We start from the raw sequence: 20,655 nt of genomic DNA on the forward strand, positions 1-20,655 counted from the left end.
GGTTTGTGCCTATAAACCAAAATGTCACCCTTAGTCACTTTGTATGTCCTGAAAACAATTTCCATCATTCAATTCTAATACTACTCTTTCGCCCAAAGCAATCCAACTTCCGTTTAGGTCAGTCATCCATTATATATTCTCTCTAAAGATGTTGATTTTCCTTCATATTGCTAAACAATTTGTAAAGGCTTAGATTTTCAGATTCAATGCTTTCATGAATCAACTGCAGTATTCTCCTTGGCCTTCCACGTATCAAATTGTCTATCAACACTTCTGGTTATCCATATGACGTCTATGTAGGAAGTAGTGAATCAGTAGCTGTGGAAGGAGACTAAATGGTGTTTGATTGGTTTAACTTATCGTTATGGCTTTTTGCGTTAATTTCAGGAATAAGTTTATTAATTCTATCTGGTAGCAAAAGATATATTGATTGGATAAAAGAAAGAATGCCTATGTCAGAAGCAAGAACAGTGAAAATGGAAAAAAAATGGGGGTATCGGCCTTGTTACTATATCATTATTAAGTTTATTACGAGTTCTATTAAAACATTAACAGGCGGGAGGATAATAAGAAGCAAATGCCTATAGAAAAGGTAAACTGTATATTCTGTAAAATTGTAAACAAGGAAATACCATCAGAGATAAATTTATAAAGATGATTTTATATGCTGTTTTTTGGATATTGAACCTATAAATGAAGGCCATATAAGGGCAGAATGCCGGGTGTATTGGAGGAAATTATCATTGCAGTTGAAATGAAGCGTCCTTTTTTTCTTTTGGGTGGATTTGGCGGAGTGACAGCAAGTGTTCGTAAACTTATCCAAAATGAAAAAATAATACCACAAGAACTTACTCAAGATTGGCAAGTTCAGAATAACTCTGGATATAAAGAATTATTAGATTTCTGCTCATCACGAGATGTTCAATATTCTGTCGAATATGCCTCACTTTTTAGGAATTTAAAAAGTGAGAATCTAAATAATGGCCTGAGTACGGAAGATAATGTTCTATTATTTAATACACCGTTTATTGATGAAGCACAACACCATATTTTTAAGGGGTTAAAATCTATAAGAGGCTAAATGTCTAATAGACGCTTGTAAAATGTGGACTAGTATAGTTTGTGCCGTAGTTTAGGAATATATCTTAAAACCTCAATCATCAGTCTTTTCCAATTCAGCTAGCAGATCAAGAGGGCTTGTTACATTTAGAGATTCAATCTTAAGTAAATGCAGATATAAACAGGTACAACAGAATGATCTACAACAACGTCGGAATACTGGTTAGTAATGAAAACAAAAGATGGGAAGTGTAAATAAACTACACGCCCATCTTTTGTGACCTCACCCTACCTGTCCAGACCTTGCCTTACCTCGCCTTGCCGAACCGAACCATACCAACCGTGCCGTGCCCCATATATATCAACCCTCCCACAAAAGCTCGCGCCAATGTACAGGAATGATACCATCCCTAAGTGCAGAAGCAATCATCCCTCTGTGTCGCGAATCTATTCGAGTAACGTGACACCTCCTGCACAGAGTTCGTAGTTCGCTTAGCTGGTTGCCGGCCAACTTTCCAGATCTGATATGATCAATATGACAAGTACGAAGTTCTACTATTTGGCCACAGTGTTGACATTTTTCTCTGTCCCGTAGCCAGACCTTCCGACGGATGTCCTGCCAAACATAATTAGGTGGCCGATGACGTGGCATAACGAATTTCCGCCTCCTCACCTTGTAAATCGAATTCCTCTACCGTGTACCGGCCGAAACCAATAGTTCTACCATCCCCTAGTCCCACAAATTGTCCGGCATGAATTACGATTGAGTGCATTTCTTCTCTGCTTATTAGAGTTTTGTCCCATACTACCGAAAATCTTGACTGCCAACCAGGTGATAAGGCAACACGATAACGGACATTTCGTGCCTTAGTGGTTGGTTGTTTAACTCCTCGAACATCTAGATAAACATCAGCCTCTGTACAATTAATAAATTCATGTAGATTTTCTGGAACAAAGCGGTTAAAAAGAATATTTTCGTCGGCTATATGGAGACACGCAGCTAGTTTTGTCGAATGACCACCTCGAGAACCAAAAGCAATTTTAGACCCGGCGCGGAAATTAGCTAAAATATATTCGCAGGGTACGAATATCTGACGGTTATCAGTCATTAGTACTGTGCGTTTCCATTCCTCCGGATCATTACCAGCAACACCTGATCTTTCTCTACGTTCCAAAGGTATCGCTTCGGGGCCAAAATGATGGATTAACATTGGGCGTGTGCCACGGATAAGGAGATTTGCTTGTATGACATTTGACAATGGATAGACCCTCCCTTAATAATAGGCTTTTTTCGTTAATCTCATAAGTAAGTATTTAAACATAAGAAGTGAAACGTGACTTATAGTCCGTTGAACTATAGTCATCATTCCGAATAAACTAATGTTTAATCGGAGTGATGATGGAAATGGATATTAGAATTTCAGTTGGTAACAAAATTAAAGAATTGCGAAGAGAACGTAATTTATCACAAGAAGAGTTAGCACTTCTATCTGGGCTTGATAGGACGTACATTAACAGTGTTGAAAATGGTAGAAGAAATATCTCTATCATTAGTCTTGAAAAGATTGCTAATGGTCTTAGAGTAAAAATTAGGAATATTTTTTAATATTACAAGGTAAAAAAGTAGACTATAAGTCACATAAATATAGTTATTACCATAATATTACTTTTATATACAAAACAACTTTACGGAGCTTTTATTTAAATAATTAGTATAAAACCCACCGGATAGTGGGTTTTATTATGTCTTACAAATTACCGGCAATAGTTAGATGGATTACAGGTTGGGGTAACTAATCACAAGGATATGCAGTAAGACAGAGAAGGACAGTTGTAACAACAAGCGCAAAACGGTATCGTCAAGGACTAAGAAAGACTTTGGCAGATTCGTATTGGTTAGAATTAGATACAGCCAGCACAGAGATAGATAGAGTGGGCCTGAGGAAGTTATTAAGACCAGTGATGAAACTCCACAAGCTCGATTCTTTGGCACAGAAAAACTATACTTGACGAACGTTTCAGGAGATAAGTTTCCATGCACAGAGTGCGTTGGTGTTACTCCATTGAAGGTTTATTTAGGACTATATGTTCCCGTGGACTGGGCACGTCGAGTGCGTGGTAGTGCTATATCTGGGTTGGGTGAAAGCCTTGATATGAGCGGGTCCTAGAGTAGGATGTTCTTTTTGTAGTGACAGAGTGTACGGGGGAAAATATTGGGCCAGATTGTTCTTTGTGATAAAATGTACCCTATAGTGAACTATACCCCCTTAATTTAGTCTACACTACATTTCATTTTCGTGTCTACTTAAGGGGGTATAGTTCAAAATATTGGACATTATGATATAATCATTTTGTTTATGAAAGGGGTTCCAAGATGGTTATCAAGGGTCAGAAACTGAAGCACTACTCTGGAGACTTTAAACTAAGTGCAGTTGAAGAAGTGCTAACCGATCATATGGGTCTAAGGGAGACAGCACGAAAATATGGTGTAACTCATAAGATGGTCCAAACTTGGATACGTTTGTATCTCGAAAAAGGTAAGAATTATTTTAACTCCGATGCTTCAAAACATAAAAGTGAGTTGATTAATGTAATTCCACTCACACAAAACAAAGATCATAAAAATCTTGTAACACCACGGAAGTTAAAGCATTCCAATGTGGACGAGTCTTCATTGCCTGATGAAATTCAGAATGAGCTCAATAGGTTACGAATGGAGAATGAATATCTAAAAAAATTAAACGCCTTAGTCCGGAAAAAGGAAAAGTCACGAACAAGGATAAAGCTCAAATAGTACACGAGCTAAGGCGTAAATATAAAGTTAATGAGCTGGTAAAAATAGCGGGTATTCCTCGAAGCACATATTACTATTTCACTAAATCCCAATGCAAACCAGACAAGTATGCTACGATTCGCCCTGTAATGGAGCAGATATTTACTGAAAACAAGGGGCGTTATGGTTCTCGTCGGATAACTGCTGAGCTAAAGAAACAAGGTATTGTCATAAACCATAAAACGGTAATGAAACTAATGAAAGAATCAAACCTATATTGTTTTGTACGAATAAAAAAATACAACTCGTATCGGGGTAATGTAGGGAAAGTTGCCCCAAACCTGTTAAACCGCGAATTTCAAGCAGCGAAACCCAATGAAAAGTGGGTTACTGATATTACAGAGTTTCATCTCTATGGCCAAAAGATATATTTATCTCCCATATTGGATCTATATAATGGAGAAATTATCAGCTACGACATTTCTAATCATCCTCGATTTTCACAGGTTATGGTAATGTTAGAAAGGGCCTTTAAAAAGATACCTGACAATACCGGTCTGATGCTACATTCGGATCAAGGATGGCAATACCGTATGGCGGCATATCAAGAGGCTTTGGTGACGAAAGGAATCCAGCAAAGTATGTCGCGAAAGGCTACATGTTTAGATAATGCTGTAGTGGAAAACTTCTTTGGCCACCTAAAATCTGAATTACTATACAACCAGGAATTTGAGTCCGTGGAACATTTTGTTCAGGAACTTCATGCGTATCTAGAGTACTATAATCACAAAAGAATTAAGAAAAAGCTTAATTATATGAGTCCAATAGAATACAGACTATTACAGGAAACTGCGTAATGGATAAAAGAATAGGAACAAACGAACATTGGTTAGACTATGATTGGCTCTTGCCAATTATCGGAGGATAGGGCAATGCTGGAGAGCAACCTGAGCGCCAAATTGGTTTCTGCCGGGGGAAATGCAGGGACGGATTATAGTTTCGTCCCTCATTATTTCCTTTGAGGAGAACTAAAGCGATAAACTCTAGGGCGAAGCCCTACCTCAATTATTTTGTCTAAATTTTGGGGGTCAGTTCAATTATTCAATAGATAAGTCAAGGCCGCCTGTTTGATGTCAGGCGGCCTTAACTGTTCAGATGTTGTCGATTGGGTGTATACCAAGCAAATATATGTTATTTGTAAGCGCTTAATATAAGGTGAATAATATGCTCTGCAAGAGCAGCCGATACGCGCAGGTTGAGCCATCGTCGCGCTATAACTATACCACCTTCACGCATGGTGAACCACTCGTACATATTTAGTGGTAGATTGGATTTATGCACTACATTGGTAGTGTAAATAAATCCAAGGAGGTCATATCAATGACCAATTACCGCGAAATCCTTCGGCTAGGTAGCCAAGGGATCAGTCAGCGTGGCATCTCAGCAAGTTGCGAGTGTTCGCGAAACACAGTGTCAAACACCTTAAAACGAGCAGAAGAACAAGGGATTTCGTGGCCACTACCAAAAGGCATGTCAGACGGTGATTTAATCGAATGTCTCTTCCCAGAGCGTCAAGTTCCAAGTTCTAGAAGGCTACCAGACTATGACTACGTCCATAAAGAAATGGCGAAAAACGGGGTTACCTTAAGCCTTGTTTGGAATGAGTACTGTGAAACATGTCGGCTTAGTCATGAAGTGCCCTTCATGTACACGCAGTTCTGCAAATACTACCGTGAGTATGCTAATGTTACAAAAGCTACCATGCACATCGACCGCAAGCCCGGAGAACTACTGGAGGTCGACTGGGCAGGCAAAACAGCCACAATTATCGATCGTGACACAGGCGAAGCTATGGATGCCTACGTTTTTGTCGCGGCATTATCTTCTAGCCAATATGCCTATGTCGAAGCGTTCTTATCAATGAACCAGGAAAACTGGATTGCGGCACATGTCAACGCCTATCAGTTCTTTGGAGGGGTTACCAGAATTCTAGTTCCGGATAATCTTAAGACCGGTGTCGAAAATACGTCATGGTACACACCGATCATCAATAAGACTTATCACGACATGGCCGAACATTATGGAACCGCTGTCATTCCTGCTCGTGTTAGAAGACCAAAAGATAAAGCCACAGTTGAAGGCACTGTCGGGATCATATCGACCTGGATCATCGCAGAGTTACGCCGTCAGAAGTTTTTCTCACTTAGAGAGCTTAACGAGGCTATAATTCCTAAACTGCAGGACTTTAACAGCAAATTATTTCAAAAGAAACCGGGAAGCCGGCTAAGCGTCTTTGAGGAAGAAGAGCAACGTGCACTACTACCACTGCCCCACGCTCCTTATGAGCTAGCCACTTGGAAGATCGCAACCGTTCAGTTTAACTATCATATAGCCGTGGGGAAAATGTATTACAGCTGCCCGTACGAATACATTAAACATAAAGTTGATGTTCGTATCACCAGGAGGGTTATCGAAGTCTTCTTCAATAACCACCGAGTCTGTTCACATCCAAAGCTACATGGCCGAGAAGGCCAGTACAGCGCGGTTGTTGAACATATGCCTGAAGAGCATAAGCAGTATGCTGCTTGGAACTCAGAACAGTTTATCTTCTGGGCGAAAAGTGTTGGTACTAATACATCCATAGCGGTTCAAGCCATTCTTGCAGCGCACAAAGTAGAACAACAAGGCTACCGATCATGTATGGCTCTGCTCAAATTGGCCGACAAATACGCCGTGAACCGTCTTGAAGCTGCCTGTGAAAGGGCGTTATCCTATACGCCAAATCCTAGCTATAAGAGCATCCAGACGATTCTAAAAACGGGTCACGATAAAGTTGTCAAAGAAGATACTGTTCCTAATAATACGTCTGCAAACTTCGGATTTACAAGGGGTGCAGACTATTATGGGAGGAACTCATAATGGTGAACGAAACGACAGTAACAAAAACTGAATGAGCTCAGACTACCTTCTATGGCTGACTCCTATCGCAAGCAGTTAGATGATCCATCCTTCAAGGACCTGTCCTTTGAAGAACGTTTTGGCCTTATGGTCGATACTGAATGGGCTAGAAGAAAAAACAATAAATTAGCCGTCTTATTCGAAAATCAGAACTCTATTTTAGCGATGCTTGCATCGAGGATATAGAATACCATGCTGACAGAAAGCTTGATAGAACTCAAATTACACGTCTATCAACCTGCAATTATGTTCAAGAAAACCACAATTTAATTATTCTTGGCGCATCTGGTGCTGGCAAAAGTTACATGAGCTGCGCCTTTGGAATTGCGGCTTGTCGCAACTTTTACACGGTCAAATACATCCGCCTTCCTGACCTACTCAATGAATTTGCAGTCGCTCGAGGGGAAGGTATCTTCCAGAAGGTCATGAAGCAGTACAAACGAGTAAGCCTGTTAATCCTTGATGAGTGGCTCCTCATACCTTTAAATAACAACGAAGCTCGTGATCTTCTAGAGATCGTTGAAGCTAGGCATCAAAAGACCTCAACCATTTTTTGTTCGCAATTTGCGCCAGCAGGCTGGCACGGAAAGATCGGTGAAGGCACCTTGGCAGACGCAATCCTTGATCGAATTGTTCATGATTCATACACCATCTTCATTGATGGAGAGGACTCCATGCGTAAACGCAAGGGGATTCAAGAATAACGTATATCAGTAATCTTTGAGCCCCCTGTGCTGCTTGACTCTCACAGCTAGTGGTTCAACCAGCAACAGGGTGGCTCATTCTGAGCGAGACAGTGGTATAGTACAGAGCGTACTGGTGGCGCTGCCACACCGAAATATTCATAAGGGTGCAACACTCCCCTGAATTGAGTCAATTTTTATTCAGTATTAAGTTGTTTTCTATATATCACTTGAGAGTTCAAAGTTGAACCCAAATTAAACCAAATAAAAATAAGCTTGATTTAATGTCGTCACCCTGATAGTTTATTGTTCTCACACAAAAAAACAAAGGGGACAACGACATATGCTCAAGCTTATCGATACCATTTTACAACGATTTCAATGTTGCTTCAAGCGGAAAGAAACATATTCTTGGTTTGTCGTCATTGTTGTAGGGATGCTCGTGAGAACAAATTTGCGAGGGGTCTCTTCTATTGTAGGTTGCTTACATCTGGATTCTTGTCATTATGAATCCATGATCTACTTTTTTCGTTCGTCAGCTTTTAAGTTAAGTGATATCAAACATCTATGGCTATGCGTTGTTCAGCAACACATAAAACCTGTGAAGATTGATGGACGGTCTATCGTGATCGGAGATCATATTAAAGTTGGTAAGGAAGCTCGGTACATGCCTGGTGTTAAAAAAATGCATCAAGACTCGGAAAATGTGGGAAAAGAAGAATACATCTTTGGTCACCAATTTGGCATGATTGGTCTTCTGGCAGAAGGATCAACGACTCAGTGTGTTCCTTTAAATATAGGTCTTCACGATGGTATTGATGAAGTCAACTCCTTGAAAGATGACTCCACTGAACAAATTTCCTCCGAAACAACGAAAGAAACTTGCATTGTCAAAATGATACAAATGGCTGGAAGTTATGTAAACGCTACCTCAGAGAAAATAATATTCCTATTAGATGCCTATTTTCCGAGTGCGGCTTCCTTTAATGAGGTCGAAGCGATCAATCAAAAACATTCTTCTAAGTTAATCACCCTAATCATGAGGGCAAAATCCAATACGGTTGCCTTTGAAGAAGAACCCCCAAAAACTGAAAAACGGGGCAAAGGGCGCCCTCGTATCTATGGCGAAAAGATTGTGTTTAAAAACGTCTTCAAGAATTGTCTAGAAAAGTTTACGACAATCGATATTAATCTTTATGGAAAGAACGAGACGGTGCAGTACCTCTGCCTGGATCTTATATGGAAACCAGTTCGTCGCAAAGTGCGTTTCGTGTTAGTGAAGACCGGTGAGAGAATGATGATTTTAATGTGTTCTGATCTTACTCAAGATCCAGGGAAAATTATTCTGGCCTACAGTTACCGGTTTAAAATTGAAGTTTCCTTCAAAATGTTAAAACATATCATCGGGAGTTTTGGTTATCACTTTTGGACGAAGGCTTTGCCAAAGCTATCACGTTTTAAAACGAAAACCGATCTTTCTGCGATAAAAAAACTCAACGATAAGGAACGGATTCTTGCGACTACAAGAGCTATCGAAGTTTTCACGTTTTTAAGTTGTATCGCTATGGGAATCTTGACGATCATTTCGCTAACATATCCAACCTTAGTTTGGCAAAAATTCTCAGGTTGGCTCCGGACCAGATCATCACAGCTTCCATCAGTAGAAACCGTCCGTTCGGTGGTCCAACAAGAGCTATCTTGGAATTTTCGCAATCTCAGTTATTATGCGACTTTATCAAAAATCCAAGCCTATCAACAACTGGAGTCTGATACGTCTGAAAAAATGGGTACCTGACGTAATTATCAGGCTTATTTAGCTAATTAACTTGGAATTTTTCGGAAAGAACTTAGAACTCTTGAGTATATCACAAGAAATGCCCGCACAGCTCTTTGTTCATCTTCTGTTAGTTCATCGTCAAAAAGGTTATTTTGCTTAGTTTCGTTAAGCAGATCTTCGTCTACGGCTTTTTTAAAACCCTCAAAAGCATCAACATCACCATTGAATCGTGGAGGAATATACTCACCACTTACCGCACCTCCGATTTAAATTGTATTGCCTTTCCCATTATGCGGACATCTTTCATGTCTTCAGGAGTGACAAGGGGACGGGGTTGTTGACACAAACACCCGTATGGTATAATTTGCCACGGGGGTGTTTACCGTGCCTAGAGCTGCAAGGATTAAAAGTAAAAGTGGAATATATCATATCATTATGAGGGGAATAAATCGTCAAACCCTGTTTGAAGATGAGGAAGATTGCGCTAAGTTTATTCAAACCTTACAAAAATACAAGGAGATTTGTGAATACAATGAATATACTTATTGGTTAATGGGTAATCATCTTCATTTACAGTGATGAGAAGGATATGTGGTAGTTATGTTTTATGGTATAACAAAAAGTATGACAGGGTAGGGTACTTGTTTCAGGATTGGTTTAAAAGCGAACCTGTAGAAGATGATGTATATTTTTTCACAGTACTTCGATAATTTTTCAGAATCCTTTAAAAGCTGGAATAGTAAATAAATTCAAAACTATATCTGGACAAATTACATTGATTATATCGAAGCAAGTGATGAGACTGATATAAACTTTGCTCTGGATATTTTAAATTCAGATAGAGAAAAAACAGTGAAGCGTTTCATTGAATATATAAACAATGAGAACGATGATGAATGTATGGATTTACCTGAAAAACGCCGGTTAACAGATGAAGATGCTAGAAAAATAATCAATAATCATTGTAAAGTTGGACATGCAATTGATATCCAAAAGTTTGATATAAATAAAAGAAATTCGTACATAAAAAAACTAAAGGAAGTATATGGTTTGTCGATTAGGATGATTGAGAGATTAACAGGAATAAGCAGGGGAATAATCCAAAGATTGTAGTGTGACAATAACCCCGTCCCTCTGTCACTCTTTTTTCTGGTGTTTTCATATTTCCATGCTTTGTAGGTTATTAAGGCCATTTGGATAGTACTCGATCTCTGTTGTTTATTTAGATTTTTTCGTTTTCTAAATTAAGTAAGCCGTGAATTTGAGCTAAATTAAGTAAGAGATTAAGTTGCATAGCTTCTGAAAAATTGTTCGGATCAAGATCGGTAAGCTGTTTAATCTTATTCAACCTGTAAAGGAGCGTATTGCGGTGAAGAAACATTGCTCTGCTGGTTTTACTGGTATGTAGATTATTGCTGCAAAAAACTCTAAATGTTTTTATAATTTCCTGATGTTTATTATTAAAGAGGTTAACCATTCGAGGAGATGATATTAATCTTTTTACAGTATCAGAAGAGACATTATTTAGAATTTGTTCAAGAATTAGATTATTTATATGATAAATACCGGGGTTCAAATGAAATTTTTTCAGCATTTCAAGTACAAGAAAAGCATCCTTATATGAATTAGGTAAACCATGAGTACCAGAATAATATTCTCCAATTCCAATTGAAAGATCTGAATTCGATTTACTTTTAATTGCTTCTCTAATATGATTCACCTGCGTTTTTATAATCTGATTTGATTGTACTTTATCATATGTAGGGTCGAATTTCATCAAAAGGACAAAGCGGTTCGATGTAATAAATGAAGCAATGTCCTGTTTATCACTAAAGGATTTAACAACCTTCATAATGTCTTCTCTGAGACGTTGTTGGTCAATTGAAAAAGGCTCAATTCGACTTGCTACTTCAAATAAAACCGCGATTCTAGGGATGGTCAAGTCATAACCTAAAAATTGTCCTCCAAATGTACCATCGCTGGTGCGAATAATTTCTTGTACAAATGCTTCTTTCGCGCGGTGCTCTAATTGCATAAATTCGTATTGGAATGCTTGTTCGCACATCATCTCAACCTGATTGCGTACTAATTCCCCATATTTGCGAATCTCATTTGGTTCTCCGCTAATAGAAACTACGCCCAATATATTTTCACGAAAAAATATCGGACTTCCGCTTCCTGCACGCGTACCCCTGATTTTTGCAGCTTCTTCAGCAGTATATTCGCAATATCTCCTTTGCTTGATAATATTCGAGGTTGCTTCATGAAATTGTCCAATACGTGTACGATCAGATGCACCGATTATTATTCCCTCGGTATTAGTAATATGTGTATTGTAACCAGAAATAGCGCTTGCTTTTTCAACTAATTCTTGAGCTAATTTTTGATTTAACATAAGAGGCATCCCACCTTCAATTGTATATTTTGCACTAAAAATAATAAAACCTGGGAGGAAAATTTGTATATTTTTAACTAAAGTATATAAAATGCATAAAAAAATAGCAATTGAAATCGGAAATATTCAGACAGACTGTCTGTTTAAACAATTCTTAAGAATAGATATAATTAGAAAAATAAAGAAATTAAATTTAGAAAGGAGTACATTAATATGCAAAAAATAGGTGTGGCTATAATCGGTCCCGGAAATATAGGCACTGACTTAATGTATAAAGTTATTAAAAAAAGTAAATATTTGGACTTAAAACTTGTTACAGGAATATTTGCGGAGTCGGAGGGCCTTCGCTTAGCAAGGGAAGAAGGTATAGAAACAAGTGCAAGGGGTATTGATGCAATTTTAGAGCGGGATGATATTAAACTGGTTTTTGATGCTACAACCGCTAATGCTCATATGAAACACGCTCCCCTTTTAAGAGAAGCGGGTATAGTGGCAGTTGATTTAACTCCGGCAGCAGTTGGTCCTTATGTTATGCCTGTCGTAAATCTCAATGAGCATCTTGATGCTCCTAATGTTAATCTAATCACGTGTGGAGGTCAAGCTACTATTCCCATCGTTTATGCCATAAGCAGAGTAACCCCTATACCCTATGCCGAAATCGTTGCCACAATCTCTAGCAAAAGTGCCGGTCCAGGGACCAGGCAAAGTATTGATGAATTTACGATTACTACCTCAAGAGGCATAGTGGAAATCGGAAAGGCCCAGAAAGGGAAAGCGATTATCCTCCTAAATCCTGCCGTACCTCCGATGATTATGAACAATACGATTTATGCTTTGGTGGAAACTGTTGACGAAGAAAAGATAACGAAGTCTGTTGAAAATATCGTAAAAGAGGTACAAGAGTTCGTTCCAGGATATCGGATGAAAATTCCTCCCACATTTGATGGAAATAAAGTTACAGTAATGGTCGAAGTGGAAGGATCAGGTGATTATTTGCCGAAATATAGCGGAAATTTGGATATTGAAACGAGTGCGGCCCTTGCTATGGCTGAAAGAATTGCCAGAGACAGGCTTTTGAAGATTAAGAAGGGGGAATAACCGTGGGTAAAAAAATTAAAATATTTGATCTTACACTTCGGGATGGAAGTCATGCCAAAAGCCATCAGTATACTCCGGAACAAATGGCAACTCTTGCTGGACAGATTGACAAGATCGGTGTTGAAGCAATCGAATTTGGCCACGGCAACGGACTGGGAGGTTCGTCATTGCAATATGGTTTTGCAGCAGCGAGTGACCGCGATTATATCGAAGCGGTCTCTCCTGTGATAAAAAATAGCAATATGTCGATTATCATCCTGCCAGGGGTTGGGACTAGGCATGAGTTAAACCTGGCCAAAGAATTTGGTGCTAAATATGCGAGAATATGTACCCAGATTTCTGAAGTCGATATTGGAGAACAGCATATCAAAATGGCGAAAAAGTTAGGGCTTATTCCGATCTCTGTATTGCCTTGTGCATCTGTAATACCCGTGGAAGAAACCGTACGTTATGCACAAATGGCTGAATCTTACGGCGCAGAAGTCGTATATCTGTTAGATGGTGGCGGATACCAGCTACCCGAGCAAACTTTTGAGCGGATATCTGCAATGAAAAAGGCGATAGATGTTCCCGTGGGGTTTCACGGTCACAATAATTTGCAGCTGGCAGTTGCTAATTCTAAAGCAGCCGTGGAGGCTGGGGCGGAGTACATCGACTGCTGCTTAAAAGGTTTTGGAGCAGGAGCAGGTAACTGTCCGACAGAGATATTTGTAGCCGTTCTTGGAAGAATGGGAATTGAATCGGGAGTTAATTTATATCAGACCATGGACATTGGTGATCAATATTTACGACCTTTAATGCCTAGAGCGATGGAGATCGATAGCGATAGGATCATGTTAGGTTATGCAGGGTGTTATTCAAGTTTCTTGCTTTTTGCCCAAAGGGCTGGGGAGAAATATCAAGTTGATCCCAGGGATATTATTAAGGAAATTGGTAAGAGAGAATGCACCGAAGGACAAGAAAATATCTGTATTGAAGTTGCCTATGATCTTGCTAAGGAAAAACTAGCAAAACAGACAAGTATTTAAAACCATATCCGTCCTGCCAGGGACGCTAGCCGGTAAGACCTAAACTATTGAAAGGGGGAAATATTTGATGACCAGGCCTACACGCTGGCAAAAGATGGAGGAAACTTCGGGAAGAGTTAAAAAACTTCGGCATGAATTAATCAATACGACTCCGGAAATCTGTACGGACAGAGCAATTCTTATATCTAAAAGTTACGAGGAAACACTTAGTCAGCCTTATATTCTCAGGCGGGCATATGCCCTTGAAAAAATTTTACTTAACATGGGGATCTATATTCATGAAGGTGAGCTCATTGTCGGCAATCTTGCGGAAAAATTAAGAGGAGCTCCGGTTTATCCCGAATATGCGGTAGATTTTGTTCTTAATGAGTTGGATACCTTTAATCTGAGAGAAGCGGATAAATTTATTATCAGCGAAAAAAATAAAGAAATACTGCGCCAGATACTGCCGAAGTGGCAGGGTAATACGGTCAAGGATGCGGCTTATCAGCTATTTCCTTCTCAAGCCAAAGAAGCTTCCCAGGACCTGATTTGTATCTTAACAACTTTGAGATCCGGCGTCGGACATATGATAATTGACTATAAATATGGCATCGATAACGGACTATTAGGGATTATCAAAGAAATAGAGACACTAATGGAAAATCTGGACATCCAAGATCCCTCTTATGCAACAAAAAAAGAATATTATTTAGCGGTAATCATCGTGTGTAAGGCAGCAATTGCTTTTGCCAATCGATTTGCTGATCTGGCCCAGAGCCTTGCTGATTCTGAGGAAGACCCTACGCGTAAAAAAGAACTGTTGACAATCGCCAAGAATTGCCAGAAGGTGCCTGCCTATCCCGCTGAAACGTTTTGGGAGGCGCTCCAGTCTTTCTGGTTCATTCACCTGATCTTGCAATTAGAGTCCAACGGCCACAGCGTTTCTCCCGGAAGGTTTGATCAATATATATACCCTTATCTCAAAGGCCCCCTGGAAAAAAAGGACGAAGATCAGGAGTTTTTCAAGGAATTAATCGATTGTCTCTGGGTTAAATTCAATGATATCAACAAAGTTCGGGATAAAGTAAATTCCATCGCATTTGGCGGCTATCCAATGTTTCAGAATTTAATCGTTGGCGGCCAAACTGCGGAAGGAGAATGCGCAGTTAATGAATTATCGTACATGTGTCTCAGCGCAACCGAAAGAGTAGGTTTGCCCCAACCTTCCCTGTCAGCCCGCTGGTATTATGGGTCTCCGGAAACCTTTTTATCGCGGTGCTGTGAAGTGGCATCGTTTGGTACGGGTATGCCGGCATTTTATAATGACGAAATCCTTATCCCGATCATGCTGCAGCAGGGTTATACGCTTCAGGAGGCAAGAGATTATGCCGTAGTAGGTTGTGCGGAAGCAACAGTACCGGGGGTTAGCGAGACGTGGCTGCCAGGTGGCTTCTTGAACTTAACCAAAATGATCGAGTTAACAATTTTTAACGGTCATGATCATGTGATGAACAAACAATACCAGTTTAAAACGGGCGAAGTAGAGTGTTTGGAAACTTTCGAAGAATTCAAAGAAGCTTATTTTGAGCAACTTTCCTACTATCTAAAACAACATGTTGCCTGTACGAACATTCTCGATTCTGTTCACGGAAGTCTGGTTCCGACGCTCTTTGAATCGGTTTTCATTCATAATTGTCTAGAAAATGGGAAGACCTCGCTTCAGGGGGGAGCAAAATATAATTTCACCAGCCCAAATGCCGTAAGTCTTGCCAATACGGCCGATTCTTTGGCAGCTATTAAAAAATTTATCTATGAAGATAAGACAATAACCTGGGCGGAACTAAAGGTAGCCTTAATGAATAACTTCAATAACGCAGAGCAGTTAAGGCAGCGTCTTCTAAACCTCGCCCCCAAATATGGCAATGACGATGCGTATGTCGATGCAATAGCGAGGGAGGTTGTAGAAAGGTTTTCGAAAGAAATCCAGAAATACTCCAATCCGCGTGGGGGAAAATACCAATTCGGTCTTTACAGTATATCCTGTCATGTGCTCCTCGCAGACAAAGTTGGAGCAACGCCTGATGGCAGAAAACAAGAAATGCTTCTTGCCGATGGCGGGGTTTCATGCGCACAAGGACGAGATAAAAACGGTGTGACCGCTATGTTAAAATCCGTAGCTAATTTAGACCAGTTTAAATCCTCCGGTGCCGCATTGTTAAATGTAAAATTAGCACCATCTTTTCTTAAAGACGAAAAAGGGTTGTCAAACTTTGCCTCGATAATCAAGTCGTATTTTATGCTCAAAGGCCAGCATATTCAATTTAATGTTGTTGACGCCGCAATGTTAAGGGATGCCCAAAAGAATCCTGAGAAATACCCGCTACTGGTAGTTCGGGTTGCAGGATTCAGCGTACTGTTTAACTGTATAGACCGTATGCTCCAGGAAGATATCATTATGCGGACAGAATATCAAACTTTGTAATCCCCTCCCCATGAAAAGGGGGTTTATATCCCCCATTCTTTAGATATTTTTTAGAGTTGAGGAAGGTAGAAATGGAAACAGGAATAGTGTACAACATCCAACGCTTCTGTAATCATGATGGACCCGGTCTAAGAACCGTCGTTTTTCTAAAAGGGTGTCCATTAAGGTGCAAATGGTGCTGTAATCCGGAATCCCAATCACAGTATCCCGAACTAATGCATAATCCAATAAATTGTTTGAAATGCGGAGAGTGTATTTCCTGTTGCTCCCAAAAATCACTGACATTAACTTCCACTGGTCTAAGCATTGATAGACAGACCTGTAATACATGCGGCATTTGTGCAACGCAGTGCTGTTGTGGGGCTTTACAGATAATTGGAAAGAATTATACGACTGACGAGATCGTTTCAATGGTTTTGAAAGACCAAGAATTCTTTACAAATTCAGGAGGTGGGGTCACATTTTCGGGGGGGGAGCCCTTACGCCAGTCTAGTTTTGTGTTGGAGATCCTTGAAAAGTTAACACGTCTTGGAGTACATACGGCGATAGAGACTGCGGGTGCCGTAGCATGGGAGCATTTCGAAAGAGTAATTCCTTTTGTAGGCGTATTTCTTTATGATCTTAAGCATATTGAAGATTCTGCTCATAGGGAAGGAACAAAAGCAGGCAACAAATTACCGCTTGAAAACTTAAAGAAACTCGCACTACGACACAAGGATATTATTGTCAGAGTACCGTTAATTCCTGATTTTAATATGGACGAAAAAAGTATCTTAAATATTGGTTTGTTTGTAAAAGAACAAGGTTTAAAAACAATACATTTATTGCCGTACCACAGGCTGGGACAAAATAAATATAAAAATTTAGGCAAAATATTTGAACTTGAAGAAACTCTGCCTCCTTCGCAGGAACAAGTTGATACAATTTCGAAGATGCTGCAAACCAAATTGAAACTAACAGTAATTGTAGACGGATAAAGATTTACTTAAACCTTAAAGTTACGTCTTCTGAAGGGAGGGATTTTATTGAGGTAATTAAATCAAGCGTTTAAAAGGTACTGTTTTAAAGAAAAATCAATTAGGAGGGGAAAATGAAATGTCACAAGCACAAGTTAATCTTAGGATTGCACAGAGATTTGAAAGGCTTCCATTAACATCTTATCAAAGGCTAATTTTTGCTGCTATCGTAACATGTTGGTTATTTGATGCAATCGATTTAGGATCGCTTACTTTTGTGCTAGGATCAATCAAAGAAACTTTTAATTTAACGACTGCTCAAGCAGGATTGGTATCAAGTGCTAGTTTCTTGGGAATGGCCTTTGGTGCTTCACTTTCCGGAATGGCAGCTGATCGATGGGGACGTAAGCTTATATTTCAGATAAGCATGATCATTTGGGGATTAGGTAGTTTATTTTGCGCCTTAGCTCAAACACCCGAGCAATTTGCTATGTTCAGAATTATGCTGGGCTTTGGTATGGGAATGGAATTCCCAATTGGGCAAGCTTTAGTTTCCGAATTTATGCCAGCCAAAAACCGCGGACGTTATATTGCAATGTTAGAAGGGTTGTGGCCAATTGGCTTTATACTTGCAGGGGTGGAAGTTTTTTTAATACTGCCTTTAGGTGGATGGCGCTGGGTTTTCATTGCTCAAGCCATTCCGGCTGTCTTTATTTTCTTATTCCGAAAAATTGTCCCTGAATCACCCCGCTGGCTGGATGATGTTGAGCGCTATGATGAAGCTGAAAGAGTCATGAGTTTTTTTGAGGCAAAGGTTCAAAAGGCATATGGAAAAGAGCTTCCGCCAGTTCCTGATATTGAATATAATACGCGCAAAAAGGAGAAAAGATTCTCTTTTATGCAACTCTGGGCACCGGGTTATGCTAAGCGGACAATATTGGTATGGTTTATGTGGTTTAGTATATGTTTTGGTTATTATGGTCTTACAACTTGGTTAAGTGCATTACTCCAACAGGCAGGTTACTCAGTTACAAAATCTGTTTTCTATACGATTGAAATTTCTTTGGCAGGGATACCAGGGTTCTTATTTGCAGCATATATAGTAGAAAGATTTGGTCGCAAACCAGCTTTAATCTTTGAATTAATTGGCTGTGCCGGCTTCGTCTACTTATATGGATCAGCAAGCAGCTTACAGAATTTAATCATATTTGGTCTTTGTATGCAATTTTGCCTATTTGGAATGTGGTCAGCTTTATATGCCTATACGCCTGAATTGTATCCAACAAGGGCAAGGACAACAGGAACAGGCTTTGCTTCTGGTATCGGAAGGGTTGGTTCACTCATAGGGATTTCTCTCGTCGGGGTACTTCTTCCGAAAATAGGTAACACTGGTGTATTTATTATGGGTGCTGCTTGCTTTATTTTAGTAGCAATAGCAGTAGGAATTTTTGGAGAAGAGACCAAAGGCAGGGTATTGGAAGAGATTTCTCCTTGATATTTACTAAAGGAAAAGAATATAAGGATAGATTATTAAATTCTCAAATTATTTTGTTTAATTGTATAGCTAATCATCAACAATCTTGTAAAAAAAAGACTTTTTGTAGCCACTAATATTTAAGTGACCCCAAAAAGTAAGAAGAGAAATTTTTTAAGTATTGAGGAATGAGTTCGATATTCAATCGGGCTCATTCCTTTAATTTATATTTGCTTACTATGGAAATTTTGATAAAAATCTTCTTTAATTATATGCTGAATATTTGGGCACCAGGTCAAGTCTAATCAGAGATAAAGATATACAAGAAAATTGCCAAGCAGAAAATCAATTTTCGAAAGATTATTGATAGTAACTAGGCTACTCCGGAGTTTCTGCGCCTTCTCCTGACGGAGAAGTCTCTTGTAAAAACGGAAACCCGGAGAACGATTTTTAAAAGAATAAGCCGCTTCTTAGGGAGTATCAGCTTCGTACGACATACTTTTTGATCGTTCAAGGTAGAACGGGACCTGCATCAAATCCTAGCCTGCTTCGTGTATAACTATATGAACATATTGACTAGAACTATTAATGACAAAATATCCAAGGGTGGTCCCAAAGGTAAAAATGAATGGATTCATCCTGATATGGTTGGGCTTGATGTCTCCTCAATTAAAGATTTTAGTAAAGGCGTTCTTTCCTTTTCAAAACAAATAAACCAGACACCAATCGGCGTTTTTTCATTTGAACTAAAGCGAAAGATAGAATTCTCCAACCTTAGGGAAAGTTATTTCCAAGCGGTCTCAAACTCACGTTGGACGAACAAAGGATATTTAGTTTGTGCCGAAATAGATCAAAATGATATCGAACTGCTTGATGAGCTAGGACGACTTGTCAATGCATACGGCATAGGTGTAATCAAACTGGACCTTGTAAACCCAGATGAATCGAGAGTTCTTTACGATGCCCACTATAATGAATCCATTGAATGGGGTTTTGTGAACTATCTCTTCGAGTTAAACGCGGACTATAAAATGTTCATCAAAGCATCAATTGATATCATGAAAACAGAAGCCCTATATCGTGAAAAGTTTGATAAGGTATTATCTCAGCAAGAAATTATTACGTGTGTCAAAGGATTTATGGGATAATTCTTAGCACTAGCAACGTCAAGAATAAAGAGGTGACTTTAAATGTACATAGCCTTTCCAGCAGATGAAAAAGTCAAAGCCCGACTTGAAGCGGTTTGCAAATCACTAAATATATCGCTCGGAGAGTGGTTTGAGACGGCTTTGATCGAATCAGAGCATGACGTTTTGACTAATTTCCTGAGCAGCGATTCCGAAGATCAATCAGAGTGGATGTGGGATGCTACCCTTTGTCGGTTTGTTCAAAGTAGTGATACTGAATAAGCTCGAAAGTTTGTGGTATTGGAGAGCGAAAATATGAAAAATAAACCAGCCCTAGTCCGTAAGGGAAGAACAAGAACTCTCTTCAATACTGGTACACGCCCCCATAAATCGAATAAAGACTACACCCGAAAAATCAAACATAAGGAAACGACGGCTGAAGATGGAGAGTAGTAAATTGAACTTTTGGTCAAGAGACAGATCAATCATCGTCAGTTCTATCGTGTTATTTGCCCTCAGTGTTATCGATGGTGCATTGACACTTTGGGGGCTAGGACAAGGCGTAATTGAAGAAGTGAATCCTGTGATGCGATGGCTAATTGAAGAAAACCCCATTGTATTTATGACCGTCAAGTTATCGCTGCCAGTTATGCTAGGTTTTGTGCTTTGGGAGATACGGGATAGATCGCGTAAGTTTGTTGCTTGCTCATTGTGGCTTGTTTTGATTGTTTATTCGGTTGTGATGATGTTTCATGCTTATTGGATATTGGTTTATGAGTAAGGCCGCCTGTTTGAGCCAGGTGGCCTTGTCAATTTGTTCGTTTTTCCACCACTACCAACCCTAACAATAAACCCGTCTAAGG

The 20,655-nt window shown here is 39.5% G+C and carries 19 protein-coding genes and 1 pseudogene; 17 read left to right on the forward strand and 3 right to left on the reverse strand.

Annotated features, from left to right (window positions below):
- The first annotated feature begins 715 nt into the window (after positions 1–715).
- Positions 716–1,081, forward strand: coding sequence for a hypothetical protein (locus BUB11_RS01255; protein WP_073027241.1), 366 nt, complete (start codon positions 716–718; stop codon positions 1,079–1,081).
- A gap of 339 nt (positions 1,082–1,420) precedes the next feature.
- Here the strand turns inward: BUB11_RS01255 and BUB11_RS01260 are convergent, their stop codons facing one another.
- Together BUB11_RS01260 and BUB11_RS01265 are read right to left on the reverse strand one after the other, a co-directional pair.
- Positions 1,421–1,711 (reverse strand): HNH endonuclease, encoded by a 291-nt coding sequence (locus tag BUB11_RS01260; RefSeq protein ID WP_073027243.1) that lies wholly within the window; start codon positions 1,709–1,711, stop codon positions 1,421–1,423.
- On the reverse strand, positions 1,689–2,318 hold the full coding sequence (locus tag BUB11_RS01265) for a hypothetical protein (protein ID WP_084110115.1): 630 nt from the start codon (positions 2,316–2,318) through the stop codon (positions 1,689–1,691). Before BUB11_RS01265 ends, BUB11_RS01260 begins: the two co-directional genes overlap by 23 nt.
- Positions 2,319–2,464: 146 nt before the next feature.
- Here BUB11_RS01265 and BUB11_RS01270 point away from each other — a divergent pair, with 146 nt between their 5' ends.
- From BUB11_RS01270 to BUB11_RS28110, 7 genes and pseudogenes are all read left to right on the forward strand, one after another.
- Positions 2,465–2,665, forward strand: a complete 201-nt coding sequence (locus BUB11_RS01270) for a helix-turn-helix domain-containing protein (protein ID WP_242947412.1) — start codon at positions 2,465–2,467, stop codon at positions 2,663–2,665.
- A 768-nt stretch (positions 2,666–3,433) separates the two neighbouring features.
- Positions 3,434–4,689, forward strand: a protein-coding gene (locus tag BUB11_RS01280) for an IS3 family transposase (RefSeq protein WP_427846293.1) whose coding sequence is annotated in 2 segments (ribosomal slippage) — positions 3,434–3,800 and positions 3,800–4,689 — 1,257 coding nt in all. Because the reading frame shifts where the segments join, the coding sequence is not laid out codon by codon here.
- A 523-nt stretch (positions 4,690–5,212) separates the two neighbouring features.
- Positions 5,213–6,751 carry an IS21 family transposase gene (gene istA, locus BUB11_RS01285; RefSeq protein WP_073027249.1) on the forward strand — a complete coding sequence of 513 codons (1,539 nt, stop codon included), beginning with the start codon at positions 5,213–5,215 and terminating at the stop codon, positions 6,749–6,751.
- Positions 6,751–7,494 (forward strand): annotated as a pseudogene (gene istB, locus BUB11_RS01290) (IS21-like element helper ATPase IstB). Before istA ends, istB begins: the two are co-directional and overlap by 1 nt.
- Positions 7,495–7,816: 322 nt before the next feature.
- A complete protein-coding gene (locus tag BUB11_RS01295) occupies positions 7,817–9,268 on the forward strand; it encodes a transposase (RefSeq protein WP_073027251.1) in 1,452 nt (483 codons plus the stop codon).
- A gap of 366 nt (positions 9,269–9,634) precedes the next feature.
- Positions 9,635–9,829, forward strand: coding sequence for a transposase (locus BUB11_RS28105; protein WP_242860130.1), 195 nt, complete (start codon positions 9,635–9,637; stop codon positions 9,827–9,829).
- A gap of 273 nt (positions 9,830–10,102) precedes the next feature.
- On the forward strand, positions 10,103–10,363 hold the full coding sequence (locus BUB11_RS28110; protein WP_242860129.1) for a hypothetical protein: 261 nt from the start codon (positions 10,103–10,105) through the stop codon (positions 10,361–10,363).
- Positions 10,364–10,472: 109 nt separating this feature from the next.
- On the opposite strand, the gene BUB11_RS01305 is transcribed toward BUB11_RS28110, so the two are convergent.
- Positions 10,473–11,645, reverse strand: coding sequence for a CdaR family transcriptional regulator (locus BUB11_RS01305; protein WP_045573637.1), 1,173 nt, complete (start codon positions 11,643–11,645; stop codon positions 10,473–10,475).
- Between the two features lie 213 nt (positions 11,646–11,858).
- Here BUB11_RS01305 and BUB11_RS01310 point away from each other — a divergent pair, with 213 nt between their 5' ends.
- The 9 genes from BUB11_RS01310 (at position 11,859) to BUB11_RS01345 (ending at position 20,573) form a co-directional block, all read left to right on the forward strand.
- Positions 11,859–12,743 carry an acetaldehyde dehydrogenase (acetylating) gene (locus BUB11_RS01310; RefSeq protein WP_045573636.1) on the forward strand — a complete coding sequence of 295 codons (885 nt, stop codon included), beginning with the start codon at positions 11,859–11,861 and terminating at the stop codon, positions 12,741–12,743.
- A 2-nt stretch (positions 12,744–12,745) separates the two neighbouring features.
- Positions 12,746–13,771, forward strand: coding sequence for a 4-hydroxy-2-oxovalerate aldolase (dmpG, locus tag BUB11_RS01315; RefSeq protein ID WP_242860128.1), 1,026 nt, complete (start codon positions 12,746–12,748; stop codon positions 13,769–13,771).
- 67 nt (positions 13,772–13,838) lie between these two features.
- On the forward strand, positions 13,839–16,235 hold the full coding sequence (locus tag BUB11_RS01320; RefSeq protein ID WP_052693037.1) for a glycyl radical protein: 2,397 nt from the start codon (positions 13,839–13,841) through the stop codon (positions 16,233–16,235).
- A 71-nt stretch (positions 16,236–16,306) separates the two neighbouring features.
- Positions 16,307–17,212 carry a glycyl-radical enzyme activating protein gene (locus BUB11_RS01325; protein WP_045573634.1) on the forward strand — a complete coding sequence of 302 codons (906 nt, stop codon included), beginning with the start codon at positions 16,307–16,309 and terminating at the stop codon, positions 17,210–17,212.
- 118 nt (positions 17,213–17,330) lie between these two features.
- Entirely contained in the window at positions 17,331–18,686 is a 1,356-nt protein-coding gene (locus BUB11_RS01330) for an MFS transporter (RefSeq protein ID WP_073027253.1), read from the forward strand.
- A 542-nt stretch (positions 18,687–19,228) separates the two neighbouring features.
- Positions 19,229–19,813: a hypothetical protein gene (locus BUB11_RS01335; protein WP_143159011.1), complete on the forward strand. Its 585-nt coding sequence runs from the start codon at positions 19,229–19,231 to the stop codon at positions 19,811–19,813.
- A 42-nt stretch (positions 19,814–19,855) separates the two neighbouring features.
- Positions 19,856–20,074, forward strand: a complete 219-nt coding sequence (locus BUB11_RS01340) for a hypothetical protein (protein WP_045573632.1) — start codon at positions 19,856–19,858, stop codon at positions 20,072–20,074.
- Between the two features lie 33 nt (positions 20,075–20,107).
- Positions 20,108–20,245: a hypothetical protein gene (locus BUB11_RS27715; RefSeq protein WP_197079332.1), complete on the forward strand. Its 138-nt coding sequence runs from the start codon at positions 20,108–20,110 to the stop codon at positions 20,243–20,245.
- Between the two features lie 4 nt (positions 20,246–20,249).
- The gene (locus BUB11_RS01345; RefSeq protein WP_052693034.1) at positions 20,250–20,573 is read left to right on the forward strand and encodes a DUF5658 family protein; all 324 of its coding nucleotides are present in this window, start codon (positions 20,250–20,252) and stop codon (positions 20,571–20,573) included.
- Positions 20,574–20,655: the final 82 nt, after the last annotated feature.

Source organism: Desulfosporosinus lacus DSM 15449, from assembly GCF_900129935.1.
GTDB classification, from domain to species: Bacteria; Bacillota; Desulfitobacteriia; order Desulfitobacteriales; family Desulfitobacteriaceae; genus Desulfosporosinus; species Desulfosporosinus lacus.

What these genes read in the sequence shown, in the direction of transcription:
- BUB11_RS01255 (WP_073027241.1), top strand. Translation starts at nt 716, where the DNA reads ATGCCGGGTGTATTGGAGGAAATTATCATTGCAGTTGAAATGAAGCGT.
- BUB11_RS01260 (WP_073027243.1), bottom strand. Translation starts at nt 1,711, where the DNA reads ATGCCACGTCATCGGCCACCTAATTATGTTTGGCAGGACATCCGTCGG.
- BUB11_RS01270 (WP_242947412.1), top strand. Translation starts at nt 2,465, where the DNA reads ATGGATATTAGAATTTCAGTTGGTAACAAAATTAAAGAATTGCGAAGA.
- istA (WP_073027249.1), top strand. Translation starts at nt 5,213, where the DNA reads ATGACCAATTACCGCGAAATCCTTCGGCTAGGTAGCCAAGGGATCAGT.
- BUB11_RS01295 (WP_073027251.1), top strand. Translation starts at nt 7,817, where the DNA reads ATGCTCAAGCTTATCGATACCATTTTACAACGATTTCAATGTTGCTTC.
- BUB11_RS01305 (WP_045573637.1), bottom strand. Translation starts at nt 11,645, where the DNA reads ATGTTAAATCAAAAATTAGCTCAAGAATTAGTTGAAAAAGCAAGCGCT.
- BUB11_RS01310 (WP_045573636.1), top strand. Translation starts at nt 11,859, where the DNA reads ATGCAAAAAATAGGTGTGGCTATAATCGGTCCCGGAAATATAGGCACT.
- BUB11_RS01320 (WP_052693037.1), top strand. Translation starts at nt 13,839, where the DNA reads ATGACCAGGCCTACACGCTGGCAAAAGATGGAGGAAACTTCGGGAAGA.
- BUB11_RS01325 (WP_045573634.1), top strand. Translation starts at nt 16,307, where the DNA reads ATGGAAACAGGAATAGTGTACAACATCCAACGCTTCTGTAATCATGAT.
- BUB11_RS01330 (WP_073027253.1), top strand. Translation starts at nt 17,331, where the DNA reads ATGTCACAAGCACAAGTTAATCTTAGGATTGCACAGAGATTTGAAAGG.
- BUB11_RS01335 (WP_143159011.1), top strand. Translation starts at nt 19,229, where the DNA reads ATGAACATATTGACTAGAACTATTAATGACAAAATATCCAAGGGTGGT.
- BUB11_RS01340 (WP_045573632.1), top strand. Translation starts at nt 19,856, where the DNA reads ATGTACATAGCCTTTCCAGCAGATGAAAAAGTCAAAGCCCGACTTGAA.
- BUB11_RS27715 (WP_197079332.1), top strand. Translation starts at nt 20,108, where the DNA reads ATGAAAAATAAACCAGCCCTAGTCCGTAAGGGAAGAACAAGAACTCTC.